This window comes from Sulfurimonas crateris, from assembly GCF_005217605.1.
Taxonomy (GTDB): Bacteria; Campylobacterota; Campylobacteria; order Campylobacterales; family Sulfurimonadaceae; genus Sulfurimonas; species Sulfurimonas crateris.
Window position 1 is genome coordinate 73,084 of the sequence record NZ_SZPX01000001.1, and the last position, 17,850, is coordinate 90,933.

A 17,850-nucleotide genomic window follows, 5' to 3' on the forward strand; every position below is an offset into this window, starting at 1 on the left:
CATGTGGAAATATATTTTAGTAGCGAGTTTTCTCTTTAGCGGATGTTCATATTTTGAGTTTAACGCTGCAATGTGTGAAAATATCGGACCAAACGATGACCCTCAAAAGATTGAGGAGTGTAGAAACTATAATGAGGAAGAGGCGCAAAAAGCTTTTGACAATACAAAATCAAAACCTGCAAGCGATGAAGATATATTAGAGTTTAAAAAGTAAGATAGGAGAGAATATGAGTATAGAAAAAGAGTTAGAAAACAGAAGCGGTGGCGTATGTGAACTTTGCGGAAGCAGTGATGGGCTTAGTGTTTTAGAAGTAGCACCTTCGGACGGAAGTGCCCAGCAGTCGATATATGTGTGCACAACGTGTAAAGAGCAGATACAAAACCCTCAAAAGATGGATGAGACCCACTTTAACTGCCTAAATGACAGTATGTGGAGTGAAGTTCCTGCAGTTGCAGTTATGTCATACAGACTCCTAAAAGCTCTTGGAAGAGAAGATCTTGTTGATATGATGTATATGGAAGATGATGTCAAAAGCTGGGCCGAAGCAGGTTTAAGCAGTGCATCTGAGAATGTTGTCGTAAGAGACTCAAACGGAGTTGTTTTAAATGCGGGCGACAGCGTTGTTATCATTAAGGATCTAGATGTCAAAGGTGCAGGCTTTACTGCAAAGAGAGGCACTACGGTCAGAAATATAACGATCCCTCAGGATGTTGCAGACCACATAGAAGGTCGTGTGAACGGAACAAAAATCTACTTAAAAACAGAGTTTTTGAAAAAAGCGTAATCTGCTCTGTGGCGGTTGGCTTTATATAAAAGGCATATATGAACTCTTTAAAATCAGTAGCCCTAAATATATCGATACCGTTTTTTATATCTTTAATATTCGCATTTATCGCATACTACGGAGCCAAGATACCTGAGATAATCTTTGATCTGGTTCCATACCTTTTTTATGCCATAAGCGCACTTATTTTATGGGTTTCGTGGCACTTTAACCGCAATAGGTTTATATTTATCATCATACCTCTGTTGCTCATAAGTCTCGGATTTGAGTATCTGAGTGCAAAAAAAGCGACAGCTCTTTTTTTATACGCCTCTTTGCTCTATCCTCTTCATCTTCTTATATTTTTATCTCTGAGGGAGAGAGGGCTTTTTTCGATCTGGGGTATCTTAAAGATAGTCTTCTTTTTGCTTGAGATAGGAGTTGTAGCGTATTTTGTGGCTTATCCAGACGATAATCTAACAGCTCTGTTAAAGAGTAAGCTCTTTGCCGCTTCTTTTTATCCGCTGCAGGATATCTCTGTTGCGGCAGGAATCTTTGTACTCTTTATAATGAGCGTGCTTTTGCTCTTTAACAGGTATCTGATCTACAACGGTTCATTTTTTATAATTACCGTTACCTTTTATGCAGGTTTTTACTTTATAAAAACAGCTCATGCTTATGAGCTCTCAATGCTCTCTATCGGTATAATAATCTTTATTTTGCTTATACGAGAGTCCTACCGCTTGGCCTTTTACGATGAGCTGACATCTCTTCCGGGGAGAAGAGCGCTTGTTGAAGATATGGCAAAACTGGGGATGAAGTACTCGCTTGCTATGATAGATATTGATCATTTCAAGAAGTTTAACGACACGTACGGACACGATACGGGTGATGAGGTCTTAAAGATGGTCGCTTCAAGGCTTGCGAACGTGGGCGGAGGCGGAAAAGCTTACAGATACGGAGGAGAAGAGTTTGTTCTTCTCTTTCCTTCAAAAGATGTAGATGAGTCATACACTCATACAGATATTTTAAGAGATACGATCGCAAAGAGCCCTTTTACAATTAGAAACAAGAAGAGCTCTAAAACGATATATATAAACATCTCATCGGGAATCGTGCAAAAAAGCTCAAAAGACAGAGATCCGTTTGCAGTTATGAAAAGAGCCGACAATGCCTTGTACAAGGCAAAGAAAGCGGGAAGAAACCAAGTTATAAAAGAGGTATAAGATGGAAGCAAACTATAGATTTTACGAGATAGACAAAGATTTTAGAAATCCGTATGCAAGGGATAGAGACAGGGTTATTCACTCGGGGAGTTTTAGAAAACTGGAGTATAAGACACAGGTTTTTTTAAATCAGGAGGGGGACTTTTTCCGTACGCGTCTGACCCACTCCATCGAGGTCTCCCAAATTGCACGCTCTATAACTTCACACTTGGGGCTAAACGAGTCGCTTGCCGAAGCGATCGCTCTTTCACACGATCTGGGACATACCCCATTTGGTCATATCGGCGGAGATACACTTGATGAGTGCTTGAAGGATGATGGATTTGTTAACGGCTTTGAGCACAATTTTCAAAGCTTCAGGGTTGTATCATCGCTTGAGAAGAGATATAACGGATTTAATGGCTTAAATCTTACATTCGCGACTCTGGAGGGGATCCTTAAGCACTCATACCCGTATAAAAAAAGCTTTCTTCCTCCTATCATAGATGAGCAGTTCAATTTAGATACCCATCCGAGCATAGAGGCGATGATAGTTGACCGTGCAGATGAGATAGCCTATATTACTCATGATATAGATGACGGTGTGAATTCTGGTTTGATCAGTTTTGATGACCTGCAAGAGAGTGAGTTGATAATAGAGATACTTGATAAGGTAAAAAAAGAGGGTGTGCTGCAGCGTGATGATGAGATGTTTAGGTACCGCTTCGTCTCACACCTTATAAACCACCTTGTCTACTCGCTAATAGAGTACTCAAAAGATAGGGTCGATAACTCTGAGATAATGTGTGCAAAGATAGATAGCAAAACAGAGCTCCCTATCGGTTTTGAGCCAAAGTTAGAGACAGAGATAAAAAAACTCAAAAAAATACTATTCTCAAAACTCTATCAGCACAAAGATATAATGGTAAAGATGTTTGCAGGAAAACAGGCAATACGTGGTCTATACAGCGGCTTAAACGAAGAGCCTAAGATGTTGCCGACGTTTTATCGTACTCAGTTATCAAGCAGAAATAAACACAGAGTTATAGCCGACTATATAGCTTCAATGAGCGATAGACACGCGTTGTCGTTTTATAATGAGATGTACGGGAAATTGTAGTTTGAATAAGATTGAAAAAATATAAGCCCGAAGGCTTATACTATAGGCGTGATTCGTAACGTCTCATCATATAAAGACGTTTAAGCATTTTCTTACGAGATGCTATTTTGAACTTCTTACGCTTTTCAGTTTCCGTTTCATGGAAACGGCGAGCACGAGCTTCTGTAACGATTAAGTTACGGTCGGTCTGCTTCTTGAAACGGCGGTAAGATGCATCAAAATTATCATCACTGCGTAGTACGATACCTGGCATATCACATCACCTACTTTCTTTAAAATTTGGAGTCGAATTGTAGCATAAATATCTTCAACTAAGATTTTATTTGGCAAAAGCATCGATTTTTTTTAAAATTGATACAAGTCAATGAGTCAAATTTCTAAATCAGATAAAATTCATCCGATTTAAGAATTAAGAGCGTAATGCGTTCTTTCCAGAGGAAGCTGAATGAATTATATTCATTTTAGTCGTTTGTAGCGTTGGGTGTCCACCAAGCTTAGAGTGTTGCTTATCGCAATGCCGAAGTCAAATACTCAGATTGATGTACCGGATCATGAGAGTAGAGATATTTACCGATATCTCAAATTTTATTTCTCCTTCTAAAATAGGTCTTACCATGACCTGTTTTAGTGACCTTTATATATATTTTCCAAACTCTCTTTAACTAACAATTCTGTATAATTTTCTTATGATTGCACAAGACTCCATTGAAGCCCTAAAAGCACGCCTTGACATTGTTGATGTAGTAGGTTCATACGTAGAACTTAGAAAAGCGGGTGCTAATTATAAGGCTCCGTGCCCTTTTCATGATGAAAAGACAGCTTCGTTCGTGGTAAGTCCCGCAAAGCAGATATATCACTGTTTTGGATGCGGTGCCGGCGGTGATGGCATCAAGTTTGTTATGGAGTATGAAAAGCTGAGTTATCCGGAAGCTTTGGAGAAACTCGCCTCTTCATACAACTTCTCTCTCTCATACAGTGAGGGCAAAAGAGACAGACCTCGTTCACAGTTTATGGAGAAGATAAGCAGCTGGTACCAATATCTGCTTACAAATAACCAAACTGCACTCTCATACTTAAAAGAGCGCGGCATCTATGACAGCAGTATAGAGAAGTTCTCTATAGGCTACGCACCCGATTCAAACAGCACTATAAACTATATAAAATCTCAATTTTTAAATATGGGTGAAGCCATTGAGATGGGTGTTGTGGGGAGCGACGGGGCAAAGAGCTATGCAAGGTTTATTGAGCGCATCATCTTTCCTATACACTCTGCAAACGGGACCATAGTAGGTTTTGGAGGCAGAACCATAACAGGGCATCAGGCAAAGTATGTAAACTCTCCCGAAACTCCATACTTTAACAAATCACGTCTTCTCTACGCCTATCATCTTGCGAAGCAGAGCATACATAAAACAAAACAGATCATCATAACAGAGGGGTATCTTGATGTTATTATGCTGCATCAGGCGGGATTTGACAATGCCGTTGCAACGCTGGGTACGGCACTAACAGCTGAGCATCTTCCGCTTTTAAGAAAGGGTGAACCCGATATCGTAATGGCGTATGACGGTGATAAAGCCGGCCGCGCAGCTGCTCTTAAAGCGTCAAAACTACTGAGTGCAGGTGGTTTTAGCGGAGGGGTTATTATATTTGGCGAGGGCATCGACCCTGCGGACATGGTAAAAAAAGGTGCTCTTGAGGAGCTCTCGGAGATGTTTAGAACTCCTCAGCCATTTATCGAGTTTGTACTAGATGAGATAATATCTCTTTACAATCTTCGTGACCCAAAATCCAAAGAGCTCTGTATGCAAGAGGCGGTAGGTTATCTTAAAACGCTATCTGCCATGCTTCAAGACAGATATAAAACATATTTGGCGCAAAGACTCGGCATAAACCCCTCTTTTGTAAAACTGACTAACCAGACTAACACTAACTATAACAAACCTCTGGATGATAGAAGCCGCCATAAAGATATGTGGGAGCTCACGCTTATAAAAACCGTTTTGGAACATCCAGAATTTGTAGATCAGATACTCGATGTACTGGATCCGTCGCTTCTGCAGTTTCACTCATATGAGTTTGCTCTCTCGCTTAGAGGAAAATTTGACGATCCCTCTTTGATGGCGATCTCTGTGGATGAACAGATAAAACCTCTTAGGGATGAGGAGGCTCTCAAAGCGGAGCTGATCGCATTTTTAACAAAACATTATGAGAGGGAGTATAAGAAGGTAAATATGCAAAAAGATATCTCTTTTGAACAAAAGGCTTTTTTTATACGTAAGTACAGAGGGATAATCTCGCAGCTTAAAAGAGGCGAGCTCGTAGCCTTTAAGAGCTAGGCTCTTCGCTCTTTTTCTCTTTGCGCTCTTTGATCGGTATTACTCTTCCGACATTTTTAGGAGCAGGGGCATCTTTTGGTTTTCCGTCAAAACGGTGATTTCTCTCTCCGCTTTTGCCGGAAAATTTCGCCTTTCCGCTCTCATCTTTGCCTAAGAATTTATTTGGTTTTTTATCAGACTTTGCGAATTTATTGAACTTCTTATCTTTGTTCTCTTCATCTCTTTTAGGTTTGTCATACTTTGGTTTGTCAAATGCTTTGCGCTCAGGTTTTTCACCCTCTTTTTTTGCTCTCTCATATTTTGGTTTGTCGAATTGCTTTTTCTCGTACTTTGGTTTTTCGCCTGCATCCGGATTAAAAGCGTACTCTCTCTTTTGAGCAGGTTTTGGAGCTATTTTCATCTTCTGTTCTTCATACGCAAACCCCTCAACAATCTCCTGTCTTATAACTCTTTTGAGAAGAGTCTCTACGGGATAGAGCTCTTTTTGTTCACTCGCATCAAGCAGTATTACCGCACCCTCTGTAGCTTTTGCCATTCTTGATAGGTATGTCATGGCATCTTGCGGCAGATCGTAACTTATAAGAAGTTCGCATTTTAACTCAGGCATACCTGAGAGTTCATCATCGCTAAGAACTTGAATCTTCTCATTGTTAAGTGCCTCTTTGATAAGATCGCTCTTTTGTGCTGTTGCAACCAAAATATCAAGATCGGCGTTCTGCTCTATTAGCAAGTTAAGAAGCGATAATTTTTTGTCGCTGGGACATGGATGAACTCGGTGTTTGTTATGTTTTAGAGTTATTTGAGTGAATGGCATAAGATGTCCTAGGAGAGGTTTTTAAATTTAGCTTGCATTATATCTCACATTAGCATAAATTATGCTATTATGTATTAATATTAAATTCAGGAATACAATGTCATTTAGCACGTTAGGTTTATCAGCTCCTTTACTAAAAGCTGTCAAAGAACAAGGGTATAGCGAGCCCACACCCATCCAAAAACAAGCAATCCCGGTCATTTTAAGCAAAAAAGATATTTTAGCAGGTGCTCAAACAGGAACCGGTAAGACTGCAGGCTTTACACTCCCTCTGCTTGAACTACTAAGCAGCACAAAACCCGCAAAGCCAAAGCAGAGCATAAGAGCGCTTATTTTAACGCCCACAAGAGAGCTCGCGGCACAGGTCGGCGAGAGCGTCGAGGTTTACGGAAAGTATCTTCCTTTTAAATCTGCAATTATATTCGGTGGAGTAAAAATAAATCCTCAGTTGGTCAAGCTAAAAAAAGGGGTTGACATAGTTATAGCAACTCCCGGGCGACTTTTGGACCATATATCACAAAAGAGCATCGATCTGAGAGATGTTGAGTTTCTTATACTCGATGAAGCGGACAGAATGCTCGATATGGGTTTTATAAACGATATTAAAAAAATATTGGCAATTCTTCCAAAACAGAAGCAGACACTTCTCTTTTCTGCTACCTACTCCGATGAGATCAAAAAACTCTCTGACAAACTGCTAAATTCACCTGTGCTTATAGAGGTCGCGCGTCCAAACAGAGCTTCTGAGATCGTAAAACAGATAGTCTACCCTGTTGACAGGGAGCGCAAGCGCGAGCTTTTGACCCATCTTATAAACGAGGGAAAATGGAAGCAGGTTTTAGTCTTTACCAGAACAAAACATGGAGCAAACCGCCTGAGCACTCAACTTGAAAAAGATGGCATAACCGCTGTTGCCATACATGGTAACAAGAGCCAAAACGCAAGAACAAAAGCGCTCGCTGACTTTAAAGCGGGCGAGGTAAGAGTTTTGGTCGCAACCGATATCGCGGCAAGAGGAATAGACATTGACCAGCTTCCGCATGTCATAAACTATGAGCTGCCAAACGTCTCGGAAGATTATGTACACAGAATAGGGCGAACGGGACGTGCAGGAAATGAGGGAGAAGCGATATCCCTTGTCTGTATAGATGAGCATGAGTATTTGGCAAATATAGAGAAGCTGATAAAAAAAGATATTCAAAAAGTGTGGTTAAAAGATTTTAAACCAGACCCCAGCATTAAAGCGGAGCCGATAAACAGAGGCGGAAACAGAGGTCAGCGAGCTCAAAAACCTTCAGGTAAACCAGAGGGAGGCAAATCGTCTCAAGGCTCATCAAGAGGCTCTTCTGGCAGAAGAAGAGATAAGTAGTGTATAATTCTATAAAATAAACTATTGATTTTAGAAGGAAGAAGATGAAAGCAATCGCACTATTTAGCGGTGGATTAGACTCAACTTTAGCGATGAAACTTATAATAGATCAGGGTATTGAGGTCGTGGCAGTAAATATCAATACCGGTTTTGGAAGTACTAAAGACAGACTTGAACATATGCAAAATATGTGCTCTCAAGTCGGTGCAGAGCTTAAGATAGTAGATATAGAGAGTGAATTTTTACAAGATGTTCTATTTGATCCAAAACATGGGTACGGTAAAAATTTCAACCCGTGCATAGATTGCCATGCAAAGATGTTTACGGTAGCAAAAAGGGTTATGGAAGCGGAGGGAGCTTCATTTTTAATAAGCGGTGAAGTTTTAGGACAGCGTCCTATGAGTCAGAATAAGGATGCGCTTCAAACCGTTTTAAATGAGAGTAATTGTGACGGCCTGCTCCTCCGCCCACTCTCTGCAAAGGCGCTTAACCCTACAATTGCTGAGATAGAGGGATGGGTAGATAGAGAAAAACTTGAAGGCATTACAGGAAGAAGCCGCGACAGACAGCTTGAACTTGTAAAAGAGATAGGGCTTGAAGATTTTGAGAGCCCTGGCGGAGGCTGTCTTTTAACAGATGAGAACTTTGCAAAGAAGATGTTTGATTTTATCAAATATGATGCATTTGAGGTAAAAGATATACCGGTTATGAAGTTTGGACGCCATCTAAGACTTCCTGACGGCGCAAAGCTGGTGGTAGGGAGAAACAAAGATGAGAATGCACATCTGCAAAATATACAGAATGATAAATATTACCACATAAAAACTATCGGTCTGCCGGGTCCGCACTCTCTTCTTAGCAAAAATGCGACTAAAGAAGACAAAGAGCTTGCGGCTAGAATAATTTTAACATACTGCAAAACTCAAGAGAGCAAAACATATACGCTTAGCTCTGATGAAGAGGAGCTAAAGGCTATGCCGTTTGATTCAAGGGATGAGCTAAAGCCATACACGATAATGTAAGGTTTTATATTTTTGGATATACTTTAGGCAAATTTTAAAAGTGGAGCAATATATGGCGGGGATACATTTTGGATTTGACAACTTTAGGCAACTTCTTGATCTTAGCATAGGTCTAGCCGAGAGGCTTGATGAGAACCGTGCTGAGAGTTTTACCCTTTTGTATTGCGATTTCTCATCTGTTGAGGCTTCTGTTATAAAAAGCTCTTTGGAGCATATACTTAGAAACTCTGATGCTATAGTACATAGTGAATCTGATTACTTTTTTCTGCTTCCATACACCGACAAATATGGAGCTAGAATCGTTAAAGATATGTTTGAAGAGTTTTTTGCCAGAGATCTAAACAACTCTATGGTAAGTTATCCCGTAGACGGAGAGAGTTCAAGAACGCTTGTTGAAGAGCTTGCAAACAACATAAGTACCACATACAAAAAAGATCTTAAATGTCTTGGTGACTTTAATCTTTACTAAAACTATACTCTCTGGAGTTTTTATAAAACTCCAGGGCATCTGATATCTTCTGCTCTTTATATACTTTTTTATCGCACACATACCTGCATTTTATTTTACTGTTATTCCCTGCCATAACATTCAGCTCACTTTTTTTTGTCTCATAAGCAGACATATCAAAGCTGTGTCTCTTTGACTCGAAAGGGCTCCCGGCAATTAACAGTAGCGGAAATAGCAAGAATAATAATTTCATAATCCAAAATTATAGCTATATTTTTTTAATATGATCGATATTGGAATAATTTGTGCTATCTCTTTTAAAAATCTATGATTATAAAGGCGGTGCACAAAATGATATTGTTAGATGGCAAAAGTAAAAATAGCTCATCGTCACCCCTTTCTTTAGTTACTCCAAAGAGTGAGAAGGGTATCTCTTTTTCGGATCTTTTAAAGGGAGTCAGTGAAAAAAAAGATGCTAAAGGTGTTCAAAACGGCTCTCTTATTCTCTCTCTAGGCAGTGAAGCAAAAAATGTTAAGCCTCTGCAGGTTGATCTAAAAGCAGAAAGAAGCATAAATCTAAAAGGGAGTGATGATCTAACTCTCCTGCAAGATGATGAAGAGTTATCGGCATTAAACCCAAAACTTCTCTCTTCGCTTACAAAAGAGGAGATGAAGGCACTGAGCATAGAAGCAAAAAACTATCTAAAAGATCAGATCCAAAATAGTGACGGTTATAAAAAAGCTCAGATAAAAGAGCTGCCAAAGACTTTAAGCGGACTGGTAGAGGTTGCTAAAAAGTTTGATATAGATATAAGCAAGATAAGCTTTGAGGAGTTAAAAGGTACGCTAAAAGATAATACAAACCTTAAAGAGGTGCGAAGTGAGATCGTAAAAGAGATCTCGTCTGCTAAAGGTCAAGCTTCGCAAAAAGAGCCGACTCAAGAGACGCTTACAAAAGAGGCGGTATCGCAAGCAAATGAAAACTCTAAAAAAGAGGCTCATAAAGAGGTGCGTCAAGAGATGCCAAAAGAGGCTCTAAAAGAGGTGCTAACTCAAACAAAAGAGACAACAACATCTATAAAAAACACTGACTCTCAAGAGAAAGATGCACAAAGAGCAGCTGCAAATGCACAAGCTTCACAAGAGATAAGTAAAGATGAAAAATTCACACAGGTGCAAAAAGAGATCAAAGAGACACCTCTGTTTAAGGCACAAACTCCGCAGCAGCATGCGACGACAGAGCAGATAGTTCAGGTCAAAGCAAACACTGTGCATAATAAAACGGAAGAAAAAACGCCTAAAACAAAAGCGGACGAGACACTTAAACTCCTTCTTCGGGAAGAGAAGCCGTCTCTAAACACTATGGCGCTAACGGCTGATTTTTCAGTGGCTACAGCCAAAGTAATTGCACCAAATCCTACACAAGATGGTGTGAAAACACTCGAACAGCTTCTCAATAGAGATTTTGCTTCTTTTGAACAGAACACATCATCTGCAAAAACAGAATCACTTACAACGCATAAAGCTGATAGTTTTGAAGTTAAACTAAACGAAGCAAAGCAGATGATCAAGTATCTCTCCAATGATGTGAAAAATGCAATCGATGATTACAAATCGCCCTTTACAAGAGTTAAGATCCAACTAAATCCTGCTCATCTTGGAGAGGTTGATCTAACAGTAGTGCAAAGAGGCAAGAATCTGCATGTAAACATCAGTTCAAATAACGTAGCTGTTAATACTTTGGCAATGAATGCAAATGAGCTAAGAGTGCAGCTAAACAACAGTGGAATAAATAATGCTACATTAAATTTTAGTGACGGGGGGCAAAGTGGCGATACAAATGCAGGTGGACAACATCAGCAGAGACAAAATGAGCAGAGAGCTCATGAAGAGTATAGTTATTTTGAAAACGAAGAGATGCATGAAGAGACACTAAGCTCTTTAGAGATCGTGGTCCCTAGATACATATAAATAAAACCTGCCGCTTTATGCGGCAAGCTTCAGTGCCACAGCGGCTAGCGAAGTAAAAAGGACTTGTTCTTTTTACGGATAATAAATAGGGGAAGGTTCCCTTAAATTTATGAAATAAAATTAAGGAGTTAATTATGGCAATCACATCAACAGGCTTAAATGCTGCTACAAATGCGGAGTATGCTGCTCCGACAACGGTCGAGGACAAGTCGGTTCTAGACAAAGATGACTTTATGACCCTTTTGTTGGTTGAGCTTCAAAATCAAGATCCGACAGAGCCGATGGATAGCGAAAAGATCTTAACTCAAACTTCACAGCTTGCAACGTTAGAAGCTACTGAAAATACAAATAAAGCACTCTCGGATTTGGCTGCATCACTTGGTATTTCACAGCAGTTTAGTACAATATCTGCTATTGGAAAAACAGCCGATACAGGAAGCAACGCAATTGTTTTTGAAGAGGGGAGCGAGACTATTTTTGAGATCTATTTTCCCGATGATATAGAACAGGGAAGCGTTGAGATGCTTGATGTAAACGGAAACATATTAAAGACATTGGATGTCGGCACAAACCCTAAGGGTGTTTACCAGTTTACATGGGACGGAACCGATGCAAACGGCAATACCGTAAACAGTGGAATATATTACGCAACTGCTTCATATAAAAATCCAAATGGCGATGATCTGACTACAAGAATCGGGGCGTATCCTATAGAGTCGGTTAAGTTTGAGGGTAATGAGACCTACTTTAAAGTAGGCTCCAGCTATGTATCTCTCTCAGACGTAGCAGAGATTTACTAAAAAGAGGTACACACAAATGATGAGCCAAGCTTTTTATACGGGAATAAACGGAATTAAAGCGCATCAGTATGGTATTGATGTCATTTCTGATAATTTAGCAAATATAAGTACGGTCGGATTTCGTGGCTATACGACAGAGTTCTCATCGCTTTTTGAAGAGGCTCTAGTTACAGCTTCATCTTTTTCAAATGCAAGCAGCGGTGTAGGGATAGGAACAAAATTAAATGCAGTTGCTATGAATGAGAGCAAAGGTGTTTTACAGCTCAGCGATAGAAGTACGGATCTGGCAATTTTGGGCGATGGCTGGTTTGGTATTCAAGGAGAAGGGAAACCTCTATATACACGTGATGGCGCTTTTACGTTCGATAAAAATAGAGACTTGGTTACAAATGACGGTTACTATGTTTTAGGAACTATGGGAAACAATATAAATAACGGAGTTTTGACACAACAGCTGGCCGAGGTAGAACTTGGGGCTGTAGATGCGCAACAAAAACTTCAGTTTCCAGAAGATCTTCTTTTTCCTGTTCAGCCTACGACAGAGGCGAAATTTTACGGTAATTTGACCGCGCTGGATGAGACAAGAGTTATAAGCTCAGGAATAATCGATGCACAAAACAACAGAAATAACTTAAGGTTAGAGTTTACAAAGAGCATCCCGCAAGTATCTCCTGGTTCACAGTGGGATATAACTGCTACCGTTGAGAATCTAGAAGGCACTAAGATCTACTCTACAAGTAGCGGCGTTGCAAGCTTTGATGCTGCTGGGGCGCTTATCTCCAACACTCTTACATCAATTAATAATAACGGAACAAATGTAGCGATAGATCTTGGAAGCGGATATGACGGTGTTATAGCGATGGGAGACGAATTTAGCGCTTCAAGCTCTGCAAACGGTCTTGAAGCAGGTGATCTTTTGGGTTATGATATAAACAAAAATGGAGAGGTAATAGCAACCTTTTCAAACGGTATGCAGAGTGCAGTCGGAATGGTTGCCGTATACCATTTTCAAAATGACAGAGGACTTGAGCGTGTAAGCGGTTCAAGATTTGCAGAGTCGCAAAATAGTGGCAGAGCAATATTTTTTCAAGATGAAAACGGTAAAAATATTATAGGAACGGATATGACAAACTTTAAGCTCGAGGGCTCAAATGTTGATATGACAGTCGGTCTTACGGAGATTATTATTATGCAGAGATCATACGATGCAAACTCAAAGTCCATAACTACAGCAGACGAGATGCTTCAAAAAGCATTGAGTATGGATGCATAATAAAGTTGGAACATTAAATGCTAATTATTCTTACTAATAAAAATAATTTTGCCTCTTTTGAGGCAGGCGAGAGTGCCGATACGGCTAGCGTGGTCAAGGGTAGTTTTTCTTACTTTGACGTTAACTACTTAATAACAAAGGATTTAAGATGTTAAAATCTCTTTTTGCCGGTGTATCCGGACTACAGTCGCATCAAGTCGCGATGGACGTAGAATCAAACAATATCGCAAACGTAAATACTATAGGTTTTAAATATTCACGTGCAAATTTCTCAGACCTTCTTGCTCAAACCAAGGCGATAGCTACTGCTCCGCAAGGCGCTCTTGGGGGTAAAAACCCGGTACAGGTAGGTCTTGGGGCAAGTGCAAGTTCGGTAACTAAGATTTTTGCACAGGGTTCAGTTCAAAACTCGGATAAAAATACAGACGTTGCCATTCAGGGAGATGGTTTTTTTATAGTCTCTCCAGATGGCGGAAACACTTATAAATATACACGTTCCGGCGACTTTAAGTTTGATGCTGGCGGTAACTTTGTTGATAACAACGGATTTATTGTTCAGGGGTGGTTGAGAGATCCGGTAACAGGGTATGTTGACGCTACAGCGCCTATTACAAATATAAACATACCGCCGGGGCTTACTACTCCTGCTTCTCCTACGCAGAATGTAGTTATTAAAGCAAACCTGAACTCAGGTCCGCGCGTCGATAACTATTCAGCTGCATATAGAGTGGAGAGTTATCCGGCAGGAACGGCAATTCCTTCACCTGCTGCGATTGATGAAAATGGAAACCCTATAGAATCGGGCGATATGGGCGTAATGTTCAACGAATCTGGTGAAGCTTTCAGCCTTCAAGCAGGTCAAGGTATATGGGCATCATTTGTAGATACAACTACGACTGCTTCTGCACCGGTTACCGCCAATACCAATCTAGATATTACATTTGAACTGGATAACGGTACGACAAAGCAGATAACAAGCAATGCTCCAGGTGGAGAGACTCAGGCTCAGACCGCTTCAAGATTTGTCTCAGCCATCAATGCTCAAACATCTGTAACGGGCATTGAAGCTGTTTATGATGCAGGAACGGGAGAGATCACGCTTACAAACAGCAACTCTAACTCAAATGCTTCTCATAATATTAGAATAAGCGCAGTCGGTGGAGCGGATGGAAGTGGTTTTGTCGTGGGAGATTCAGCTACTACGGCTTATAGATACCAGTATGATCCGACAGGCGCTACGACGGCAGAAGGGTTTGACAAAAAATTTAGAACCATAGCCGATCTTCGCGAAGGTTTAGAAAAAGAGGCTAGAGCAACTGCCGGCGACGGCGACCTTGATGGTCTTTTTGAAAACAATATAGAGGTAATCATTAATGAGCAGGGTAAATTTGAACTATCAAATCCAGGCGGTTCCATAGATGGCGATTATGATATAAATCTCTCTATTACGGGTATGAACGCAAACAGTGTTGTCGGTGGCGGAATAAGTGAAAATACTAAGTTTACAAGGAGCATGGAAGCGCTTAATGCAACTCTACCTTCAGGTAGTACTGCAACTGCATTTTCACAAGGTTTTAATGCGGCGACACACTCTGCTAGTATTGATATTTTTGACTCTTTAGGTTCAAAACATACTTTAAGAACAGAGTTTAGAAAAGTTGCCGTTGATCCTTCTACGGGAAGTACTTGGAATATGAAAATAAGTGTTCCGGAACCCGCTACCATAGATACGATAACACCATACAACGAAAAGACAGGTTTTATTAGATTTAACAGCGACGGCTCATTGGCTACTTATAACCCGCCAAACGTCTCGTTTACGGCAAATAACGGTTCTGCTCCAAATCAGCAGGTTGCAATAAGTCTCGGTACATCAAATGCTTTTGACGGTATGACAAGTTTTGACTCTGCTTCATCGACCTCAGGAATAAGCCAAGACGGTTTTACCGGAGGAGATTTAGTAGGTATCAGAATTGATCAGAGCGGTACGCTTGTGGGTTCATTTAGTAACGGACGCTCTTTTGGTTTGGCACAGATCGGTATGGCAAAGTTTACTAATAACGAAGGTCTTACAACTGAGGGCGGAAACGTATTTATTCAGACCGCCAACTCGGGAGACCCTATTATAGGAACGGCTGCAACGGCAGGACGCGGGTTTATGCAAGCAGCTGCATTAGAGGCTTCAAACGTTGACTTATCACGCTCTTTGACGCAGCTTATCATCATCCAAAGAGGGTATCAGGCGAACGGTAAAACGATTACCACTTCAGATACGCTTCTTGAGACACTTATCGGATTAAAACGATAACTTTTAAATCTATTTTGTTATAATTCCTTTAACTCAACAAAGTAGTTTTAACTCTCTTGCTATACTTAACTTAGGCTTCACCTTGGGTGCCCCAAAATCAAAGATTTTGACCCTAAGGTTGCAGAATCGTTCGTATAGCATGTAGTTAAAATATTTACAAGGAATTATTATGCGTTTCTCCGCTCCTCTAAAATCAAACTCAAAAAAAATTATGCTTCTAGGCTCAGGCGAACTCGGCAAGGAAGTTGCTATTGAAGCTCAAAGACTCGGTCTTGAAGTCATAGCAGTCGATAGATATCAAAATGCACCTGCACATCATGTAGCACACAGAAGCTATGTTGTAAATATGCAGGATAAATATGCAGTTTTGGAGATCATCCACCGTGAAAAGCCTGATTATATTCTGCCTGAGATCGAGGCTATAAGTATTGATGCCCTTTTTGCGGCAGAGGATAAAGGTTATAACGTTATTCCAAACGCAAGTGCCGTTAGTAAGACGATGAACAGAAAAAATATCCGTACATTCGCGGCGGAAGTTTTAGGTTTAAAAACAGGTCCTTATGAGTTTGTCACAACAAAAGAGGGTTTAAAAGATGCGGCCGAGCGTCTTGGTTTTCCTTGTGTTATTAAGCCTGTTATGAGCTCTTCGGGACATGGGCAGAGTGTAGCTAAAAGTGCAGAGGATATCGATGCTTCATGGGAGATAGCAAAAGAGGCGCGCGGTGATGCAAGCGAGCTTATTGTAGAGGCTTTTATAGATTTTGATTATGAGATAACGATGCTAACTGCAAGAAACGGCAGCGAGACCGTTTTTTGCGAGCCGATAGGGCATGAGCAAAAAGGCGGCGACTATGTGTTCTCATGGCAGCCTATGCAGATGAGCCCGCTTGCAAAAGAGCGCTCACAGGAGATCGCTAAAAAGATAACTGACGGTCTTGGCGGGCGCGGTCTTTTTGGCGTTGAACTATTCATAAAAGGTGATGAGGTCTACTTTTCCGAAGTATCTCCTCGTCCTCACGATACGGGGATGGTAACGCTTATTACTCAGTCTCAAAGCGAGTTTGCACTTCACCTAAGAGCCGTTCTTGGTCTTCCGCTTGGTTTTACCTTCTACGGTGAAGGGGCAAGTGCCGCATTTAAATCGGAAGTTCACAGTTACGCTCCTGTTATAAGTGTCGATGAGAGCCTCTTTAGTGACAACAGTTTTGTTAGAATTTTTTCTAAACCTGAAGCGCATAAAGGCAGAAGATTGGCGGTCGCACTTGTCTTTGATCAGGCAGATAAAGCACTAGAGAGAGCAAGAGAGCTGATCCAAAACATAAAGGACAGCTAAATGAAGATTGTTATCCTTGATGCGCTTACTTTTGGCGACACATCTCTTGGCGGATTTTTCAAGCTTGGAGATGTCGATGTTTTTCAGACAACTTCGCCCCAGCAGACACAGGAGCGTATAACCCATGCGGATGTTATAGTTACTAACAAGGTTGTTATAACATCTGAGCACATCTCAAACTCTCCCGCTCTAAAACTTATCTGTGTTGCCGCAACTGGGATGAACAATGTGGACATTGATGCCGCAAAAAAGAGAGGCATTGAGGTAAAGAACGTCTCAGGATACTCAACCGATTCCGTTATTCAGCACACTTTTTCTATGCTATTTTACCTTGTTGGACACCCCAGATATTATGATGAGTATGTAAAAGATGGCTCTTACGCAAAAAGCCAAATCTTTACAGATGTCTCACAACCGTTTTTTGAGATCAAGGGTAAAAGATGGGGAATCATAGGCTTGGGTGAGATCGGACGCGGCGTTGCAAGGGTGGCAGAGGCGTTCGGCGCAGATGTCTGTTACTTCTCCACAAGCGGCAAGAACTCAAATGCAGAGTACAAGCAAGTTGAACTTGAAGAGCTTTTAAAAAGATCTCATATTATCTCCATACATGCACCGCTAAATGATAAAACAGCGAATCTTTTAGGTTATGAACAGTTGTTAATGTGCAGAGAAGAAGCTGTGGTTCTAAATCTTGGACGTGGCGGTATCATCGATGAGGCGGCAGTTGCGAGAGTAGTTGATGAGAAAAATATCTCTTTTGGTCTAGATGTTCTTAGTCGTGAGCCGATGGAAGAGAGCCATCCGCTCTTAAGCGTAAAAAACAGAGACAACCTCTACATAACACCGCATATTGCATGGACAAGCGTTGAAGCGAGACAGAAGCTTATAGCGGGCGTTATAGAAAATATCAAATCATCAATAAGCAGATAACATAGCGGAGCTTACTCTTTTTCTATCCGCTTTCTTAGCGGCTACTATATTCCCTTTTAGTTCTGAGGTTGCTTTTGTCGCAGCTCTCTCAAGTGGTATGCCTGAGTTAAACGCACTCCTTTTTGCCTCAAGCGGAAATATTCTTGCAATCATT

Annotated in this window: 18 protein-coding genes; 14 read left to right on the forward strand and 4 right to left on the reverse strand. The window is 40.8% G+C overall.

Translation table 11 applies throughout. From position 1 onward, the window contains the following. The first annotated feature begins 1 nt into the window (after window position 1). From FCU45_RS00335 to FCU45_RS00350, 4 genes are read left to right on the forward strand one after another with little or no spacing between them, the layout of a single operon-like run. A complete protein-coding gene (locus tag FCU45_RS00335) occupies window positions 2–214 on the forward strand; it encodes a hypothetical protein (protein ID WP_137011146.1) in 213 nt (70 codons plus the stop codon). A 13-nt stretch (window positions 215–227) separates the two neighbouring features. Next, window positions 228–785 carry a PhnA domain-containing protein gene (locus tag FCU45_RS00340; protein ID WP_137011147.1) on the forward strand — a complete coding sequence of 186 codons (558 nt, stop codon included), beginning with the start codon at window positions 228–230 and terminating at the stop codon, window positions 783–785. A gap of 38 nt (window positions 786–823) precedes the next feature. Continuing rightward, window positions 824–1,990, forward strand: coding sequence for a GGDEF domain-containing protein (locus tag FCU45_RS00345; protein WP_137011149.1), 1,167 nt, complete (start codon window positions 824–826; stop codon window positions 1,988–1,990). A gap of 1 nt (window position 1,991) precedes the next feature. Continuing rightward, window positions 1,992–3,089 (forward strand): deoxyguanosinetriphosphate triphosphohydrolase, encoded by a 1,098-nt coding sequence (locus FCU45_RS00350; RefSeq protein WP_137011151.1) that lies wholly within the window; start codon window positions 1,992–1,994, stop codon window positions 3,087–3,089. A gap of 40 nt (window positions 3,090–3,129) precedes the next feature. On the opposite strand, the gene rpsU is transcribed toward FCU45_RS00350, so the two are convergent. Continuing rightward, a complete protein-coding gene (gene rpsU, locus FCU45_RS00355) occupies window positions 3,130–3,342 on the reverse strand; it encodes a 30S ribosomal protein S21 (RefSeq protein ID WP_008340937.1) in 213 nt (70 codons plus the stop codon). 433 nt (window positions 3,343–3,775) lie between these two features. Here rpsU and dnaG point away from each other — a divergent pair, with 433 nt between their 5' ends. Then, window positions 3,776–5,428 carry a DNA primase gene (gene dnaG, locus FCU45_RS00360; RefSeq protein WP_137011153.1) on the forward strand — a complete coding sequence of 551 codons (1,653 nt, stop codon included), beginning with the start codon at window positions 3,776–3,778 and terminating at the stop codon, window positions 5,426–5,428. Here the strand turns inward: dnaG and FCU45_RS00365 are convergent. Further along, a complete protein-coding gene (locus FCU45_RS00365; protein ID WP_137011155.1) occupies window positions 5,418–6,242 on the reverse strand; it encodes a DEAD/DEAH box helicase domain-containing protein in 825 nt (274 codons plus the stop codon). The two genes, dnaG and FCU45_RS00365, sit on opposite strands and share 11 nt — an antisense overlap. A 97-nt stretch (window positions 6,243–6,339) precedes the next feature. Between FCU45_RS00365 and FCU45_RS00370 the strand changes: the two genes are divergently transcribed. Genes FCU45_RS00370 through FCU45_RS00380 form a run of 3 tightly spaced genes read left to right on the forward strand, consistent with a single transcriptional unit; the run spans window position 6,340 to window position 9,102 of the window. Then, a complete protein-coding gene (locus FCU45_RS00370) occupies window positions 6,340–7,611 on the forward strand; it encodes a DEAD/DEAH box helicase (RefSeq protein WP_137011157.1) in 1,272 nt (423 codons plus the stop codon). A gap of 44 nt (window positions 7,612–7,655) precedes the next feature. Then, entirely contained in the window at window positions 7,656–8,633 is a 978-nt protein-coding gene (locus tag FCU45_RS00375) for an argininosuccinate synthase domain-containing protein (protein WP_137011159.1), read from the forward strand. 52 nt (window positions 8,634–8,685) lie between these two features. Continuing rightward, window positions 8,686–9,102: a hypothetical protein gene (locus FCU45_RS00380; protein ID WP_137011161.1), complete on the forward strand. Its 417-nt coding sequence runs from the start codon at window positions 8,686–8,688 to the stop codon at window positions 9,100–9,102. Here the strand turns inward: FCU45_RS00380 and FCU45_RS00385 are convergent. Further along, entirely contained in the window at window positions 9,089–9,256 is a 168-nt protein-coding gene (locus FCU45_RS00385) for a hypothetical protein (protein ID WP_246032205.1), read from the reverse strand. The two genes, FCU45_RS00380 and FCU45_RS00385, sit on opposite strands and share 14 nt — an antisense overlap. Before the next feature lie 176 nt (window positions 9,257–9,432). On the opposite strand from FCU45_RS00385, the gene FCU45_RS00390 reads away from it, so the two are divergent. The 6 genes from FCU45_RS00390 to FCU45_RS00415 all read left to right on the forward strand — a co-directional run bounded on the left by FCU45_RS00390 (window position 9,433) and on the right by FCU45_RS00415 (window position 17,696). Further along, the gene (locus tag FCU45_RS00390; RefSeq protein WP_137011165.1) at window positions 9,433–11,052 is read left to right on the forward strand and encodes a flagellar hook-length control protein FliK; all 1,620 of its coding nucleotides are present in this window, start codon (window positions 9,433–9,435) and stop codon (window positions 11,050–11,052) included. A 134-nt stretch (window positions 11,053–11,186) separates the two neighbouring features. Next, a complete protein-coding gene (locus FCU45_RS00395) occupies window positions 11,187–11,852 on the forward strand; it encodes a FlgD immunoglobulin-like domain containing protein (protein WP_137011167.1) in 666 nt (221 codons plus the stop codon). Window positions 11,853–11,868: 16 nt separating this feature from the next. After that, window positions 11,869–13,125, forward strand: a complete 1,257-nt coding sequence (locus FCU45_RS00400) for a flagellar hook protein FlgE (RefSeq protein WP_137011169.1) — start codon at window positions 11,869–11,871, stop codon at window positions 13,123–13,125. 148 nt (window positions 13,126–13,273) lie between these two features. Beyond that, window positions 13,274–15,433, forward strand: a complete 2,160-nt coding sequence (gene flgE / locus FCU45_RS00405) for a flagellar hook protein FlgE (protein ID WP_137011171.1) — start codon at window positions 13,274–13,276, stop codon at window positions 15,431–15,433. 169 nt (window positions 15,434–15,602) lie between these two features. Next, on the forward strand, window positions 15,603–16,766 hold the full coding sequence (purT, locus tag FCU45_RS00410) for a formate-dependent phosphoribosylglycinamide formyltransferase (RefSeq protein WP_137011173.1): 1,164 nt from the start codon (window positions 15,603–15,605) through the stop codon (window positions 16,764–16,766). Then, on the forward strand, window positions 16,767–17,696 hold the full coding sequence (locus tag FCU45_RS00415) for a D-2-hydroxyacid dehydrogenase (protein WP_137011175.1): 930 nt from the start codon (window positions 16,767–16,769) through the stop codon (window positions 17,694–17,696). Here FCU45_RS00415 and FCU45_RS11530 read toward each other — a convergent pair. Continuing rightward, window positions 17,682–17,849 carry a hypothetical protein gene (locus FCU45_RS11530; RefSeq protein ID WP_170175800.1) on the reverse strand — a complete coding sequence of 56 codons (168 nt, stop codon included), beginning with the start codon at window positions 17,847–17,849 and terminating at the stop codon, window positions 17,682–17,684. The two genes, FCU45_RS00415 and FCU45_RS11530, sit on opposite strands and share 15 nt — an antisense overlap. Between the last annotated feature and the right edge of the window lies 1 nt (window position 17,850).

Excerpts from the sequence above, each read along its gene's own strand:
- FCU45_RS00335 (WP_137011146.1), top strand. The coding sequence starts at position 2 with ATGTGGAAATATATTTTAGTAGCGAGTTTTCTCTTTAGCGGATGTTCA.
- FCU45_RS00340 (WP_137011147.1), top strand. The coding sequence starts at position 228 with ATGAGTATAGAAAAAGAGTTAGAAAACAGAAGCGGTGGCGTATGTGAA.
- FCU45_RS00345 (WP_137011149.1), top strand. The coding sequence starts at position 824 with ATGAACTCTTTAAAATCAGTAGCCCTAAATATATCGATACCGTTTTTT.
- FCU45_RS00350 (WP_137011151.1), top strand. The coding sequence starts at position 1,992 with ATGGAAGCAAACTATAGATTTTACGAGATAGACAAAGATTTTAGAAAT.
- rpsU (WP_008340937.1), bottom strand. The coding sequence starts at position 3,342 with ATGCCAGGTATCGTACTACGCAGTGATGATAATTTTGATGCATCTTAC.
- dnaG (WP_137011153.1), top strand. The coding sequence starts at position 3,776 with ATGATTGCACAAGACTCCATTGAAGCCCTAAAAGCACGCCTTGACATT.
- FCU45_RS00365 (WP_137011155.1), bottom strand. The coding sequence starts at position 6,242 with ATGCCATTCACTCAAATAACTCTAAAACATAACAAACACCGAGTTCAT.
- FCU45_RS00370 (WP_137011157.1), top strand. The coding sequence starts at position 6,340 with ATGTCATTTAGCACGTTAGGTTTATCAGCTCCTTTACTAAAAGCTGTC.
- FCU45_RS00375 (WP_137011159.1), top strand. The coding sequence starts at position 7,656 with ATGAAAGCAATCGCACTATTTAGCGGTGGATTAGACTCAACTTTAGCG.
- FCU45_RS00380 (WP_137011161.1), top strand. The coding sequence starts at position 8,686 with ATGGCGGGGATACATTTTGGATTTGACAACTTTAGGCAACTTCTTGAT.
- FCU45_RS00385 (WP_246032205.1), bottom strand. The coding sequence starts at position 9,256 with ATGTCTGCTTATGAGACAAAAAAAAGTGAGCTGAATGTTATGGCAGGG.
- FCU45_RS00390 (WP_137011165.1), top strand. The coding sequence starts at position 9,433 with ATGATATTGTTAGATGGCAAAAGTAAAAATAGCTCATCGTCACCCCTT.
- FCU45_RS00395 (WP_137011167.1), top strand. The coding sequence starts at position 11,187 with ATGGCAATCACATCAACAGGCTTAAATGCTGCTACAAATGCGGAGTAT.
- FCU45_RS00400 (WP_137011169.1), top strand. The coding sequence starts at position 11,869 with ATGATGAGCCAAGCTTTTTATACGGGAATAAACGGAATTAAAGCGCAT.
- flgE (WP_137011171.1), top strand. The coding sequence starts at position 13,274 with ATGTTAAAATCTCTTTTTGCCGGTGTATCCGGACTACAGTCGCATCAA.
- purT (WP_137011173.1), top strand. The coding sequence starts at position 15,603 with ATGCGTTTCTCCGCTCCTCTAAAATCAAACTCAAAAAAAATTATGCTT.
- FCU45_RS00415 (WP_137011175.1), top strand. The coding sequence starts at position 16,767 with ATGAAGATTGTTATCCTTGATGCGCTTACTTTTGGCGACACATCTCTT.
- FCU45_RS11530 (WP_170175800.1), bottom strand. The coding sequence starts at position 17,849 with ATGATTGCAAGAATATTTCCGCTTGAGGCAAAAAGGAGTGCGTTTAAC.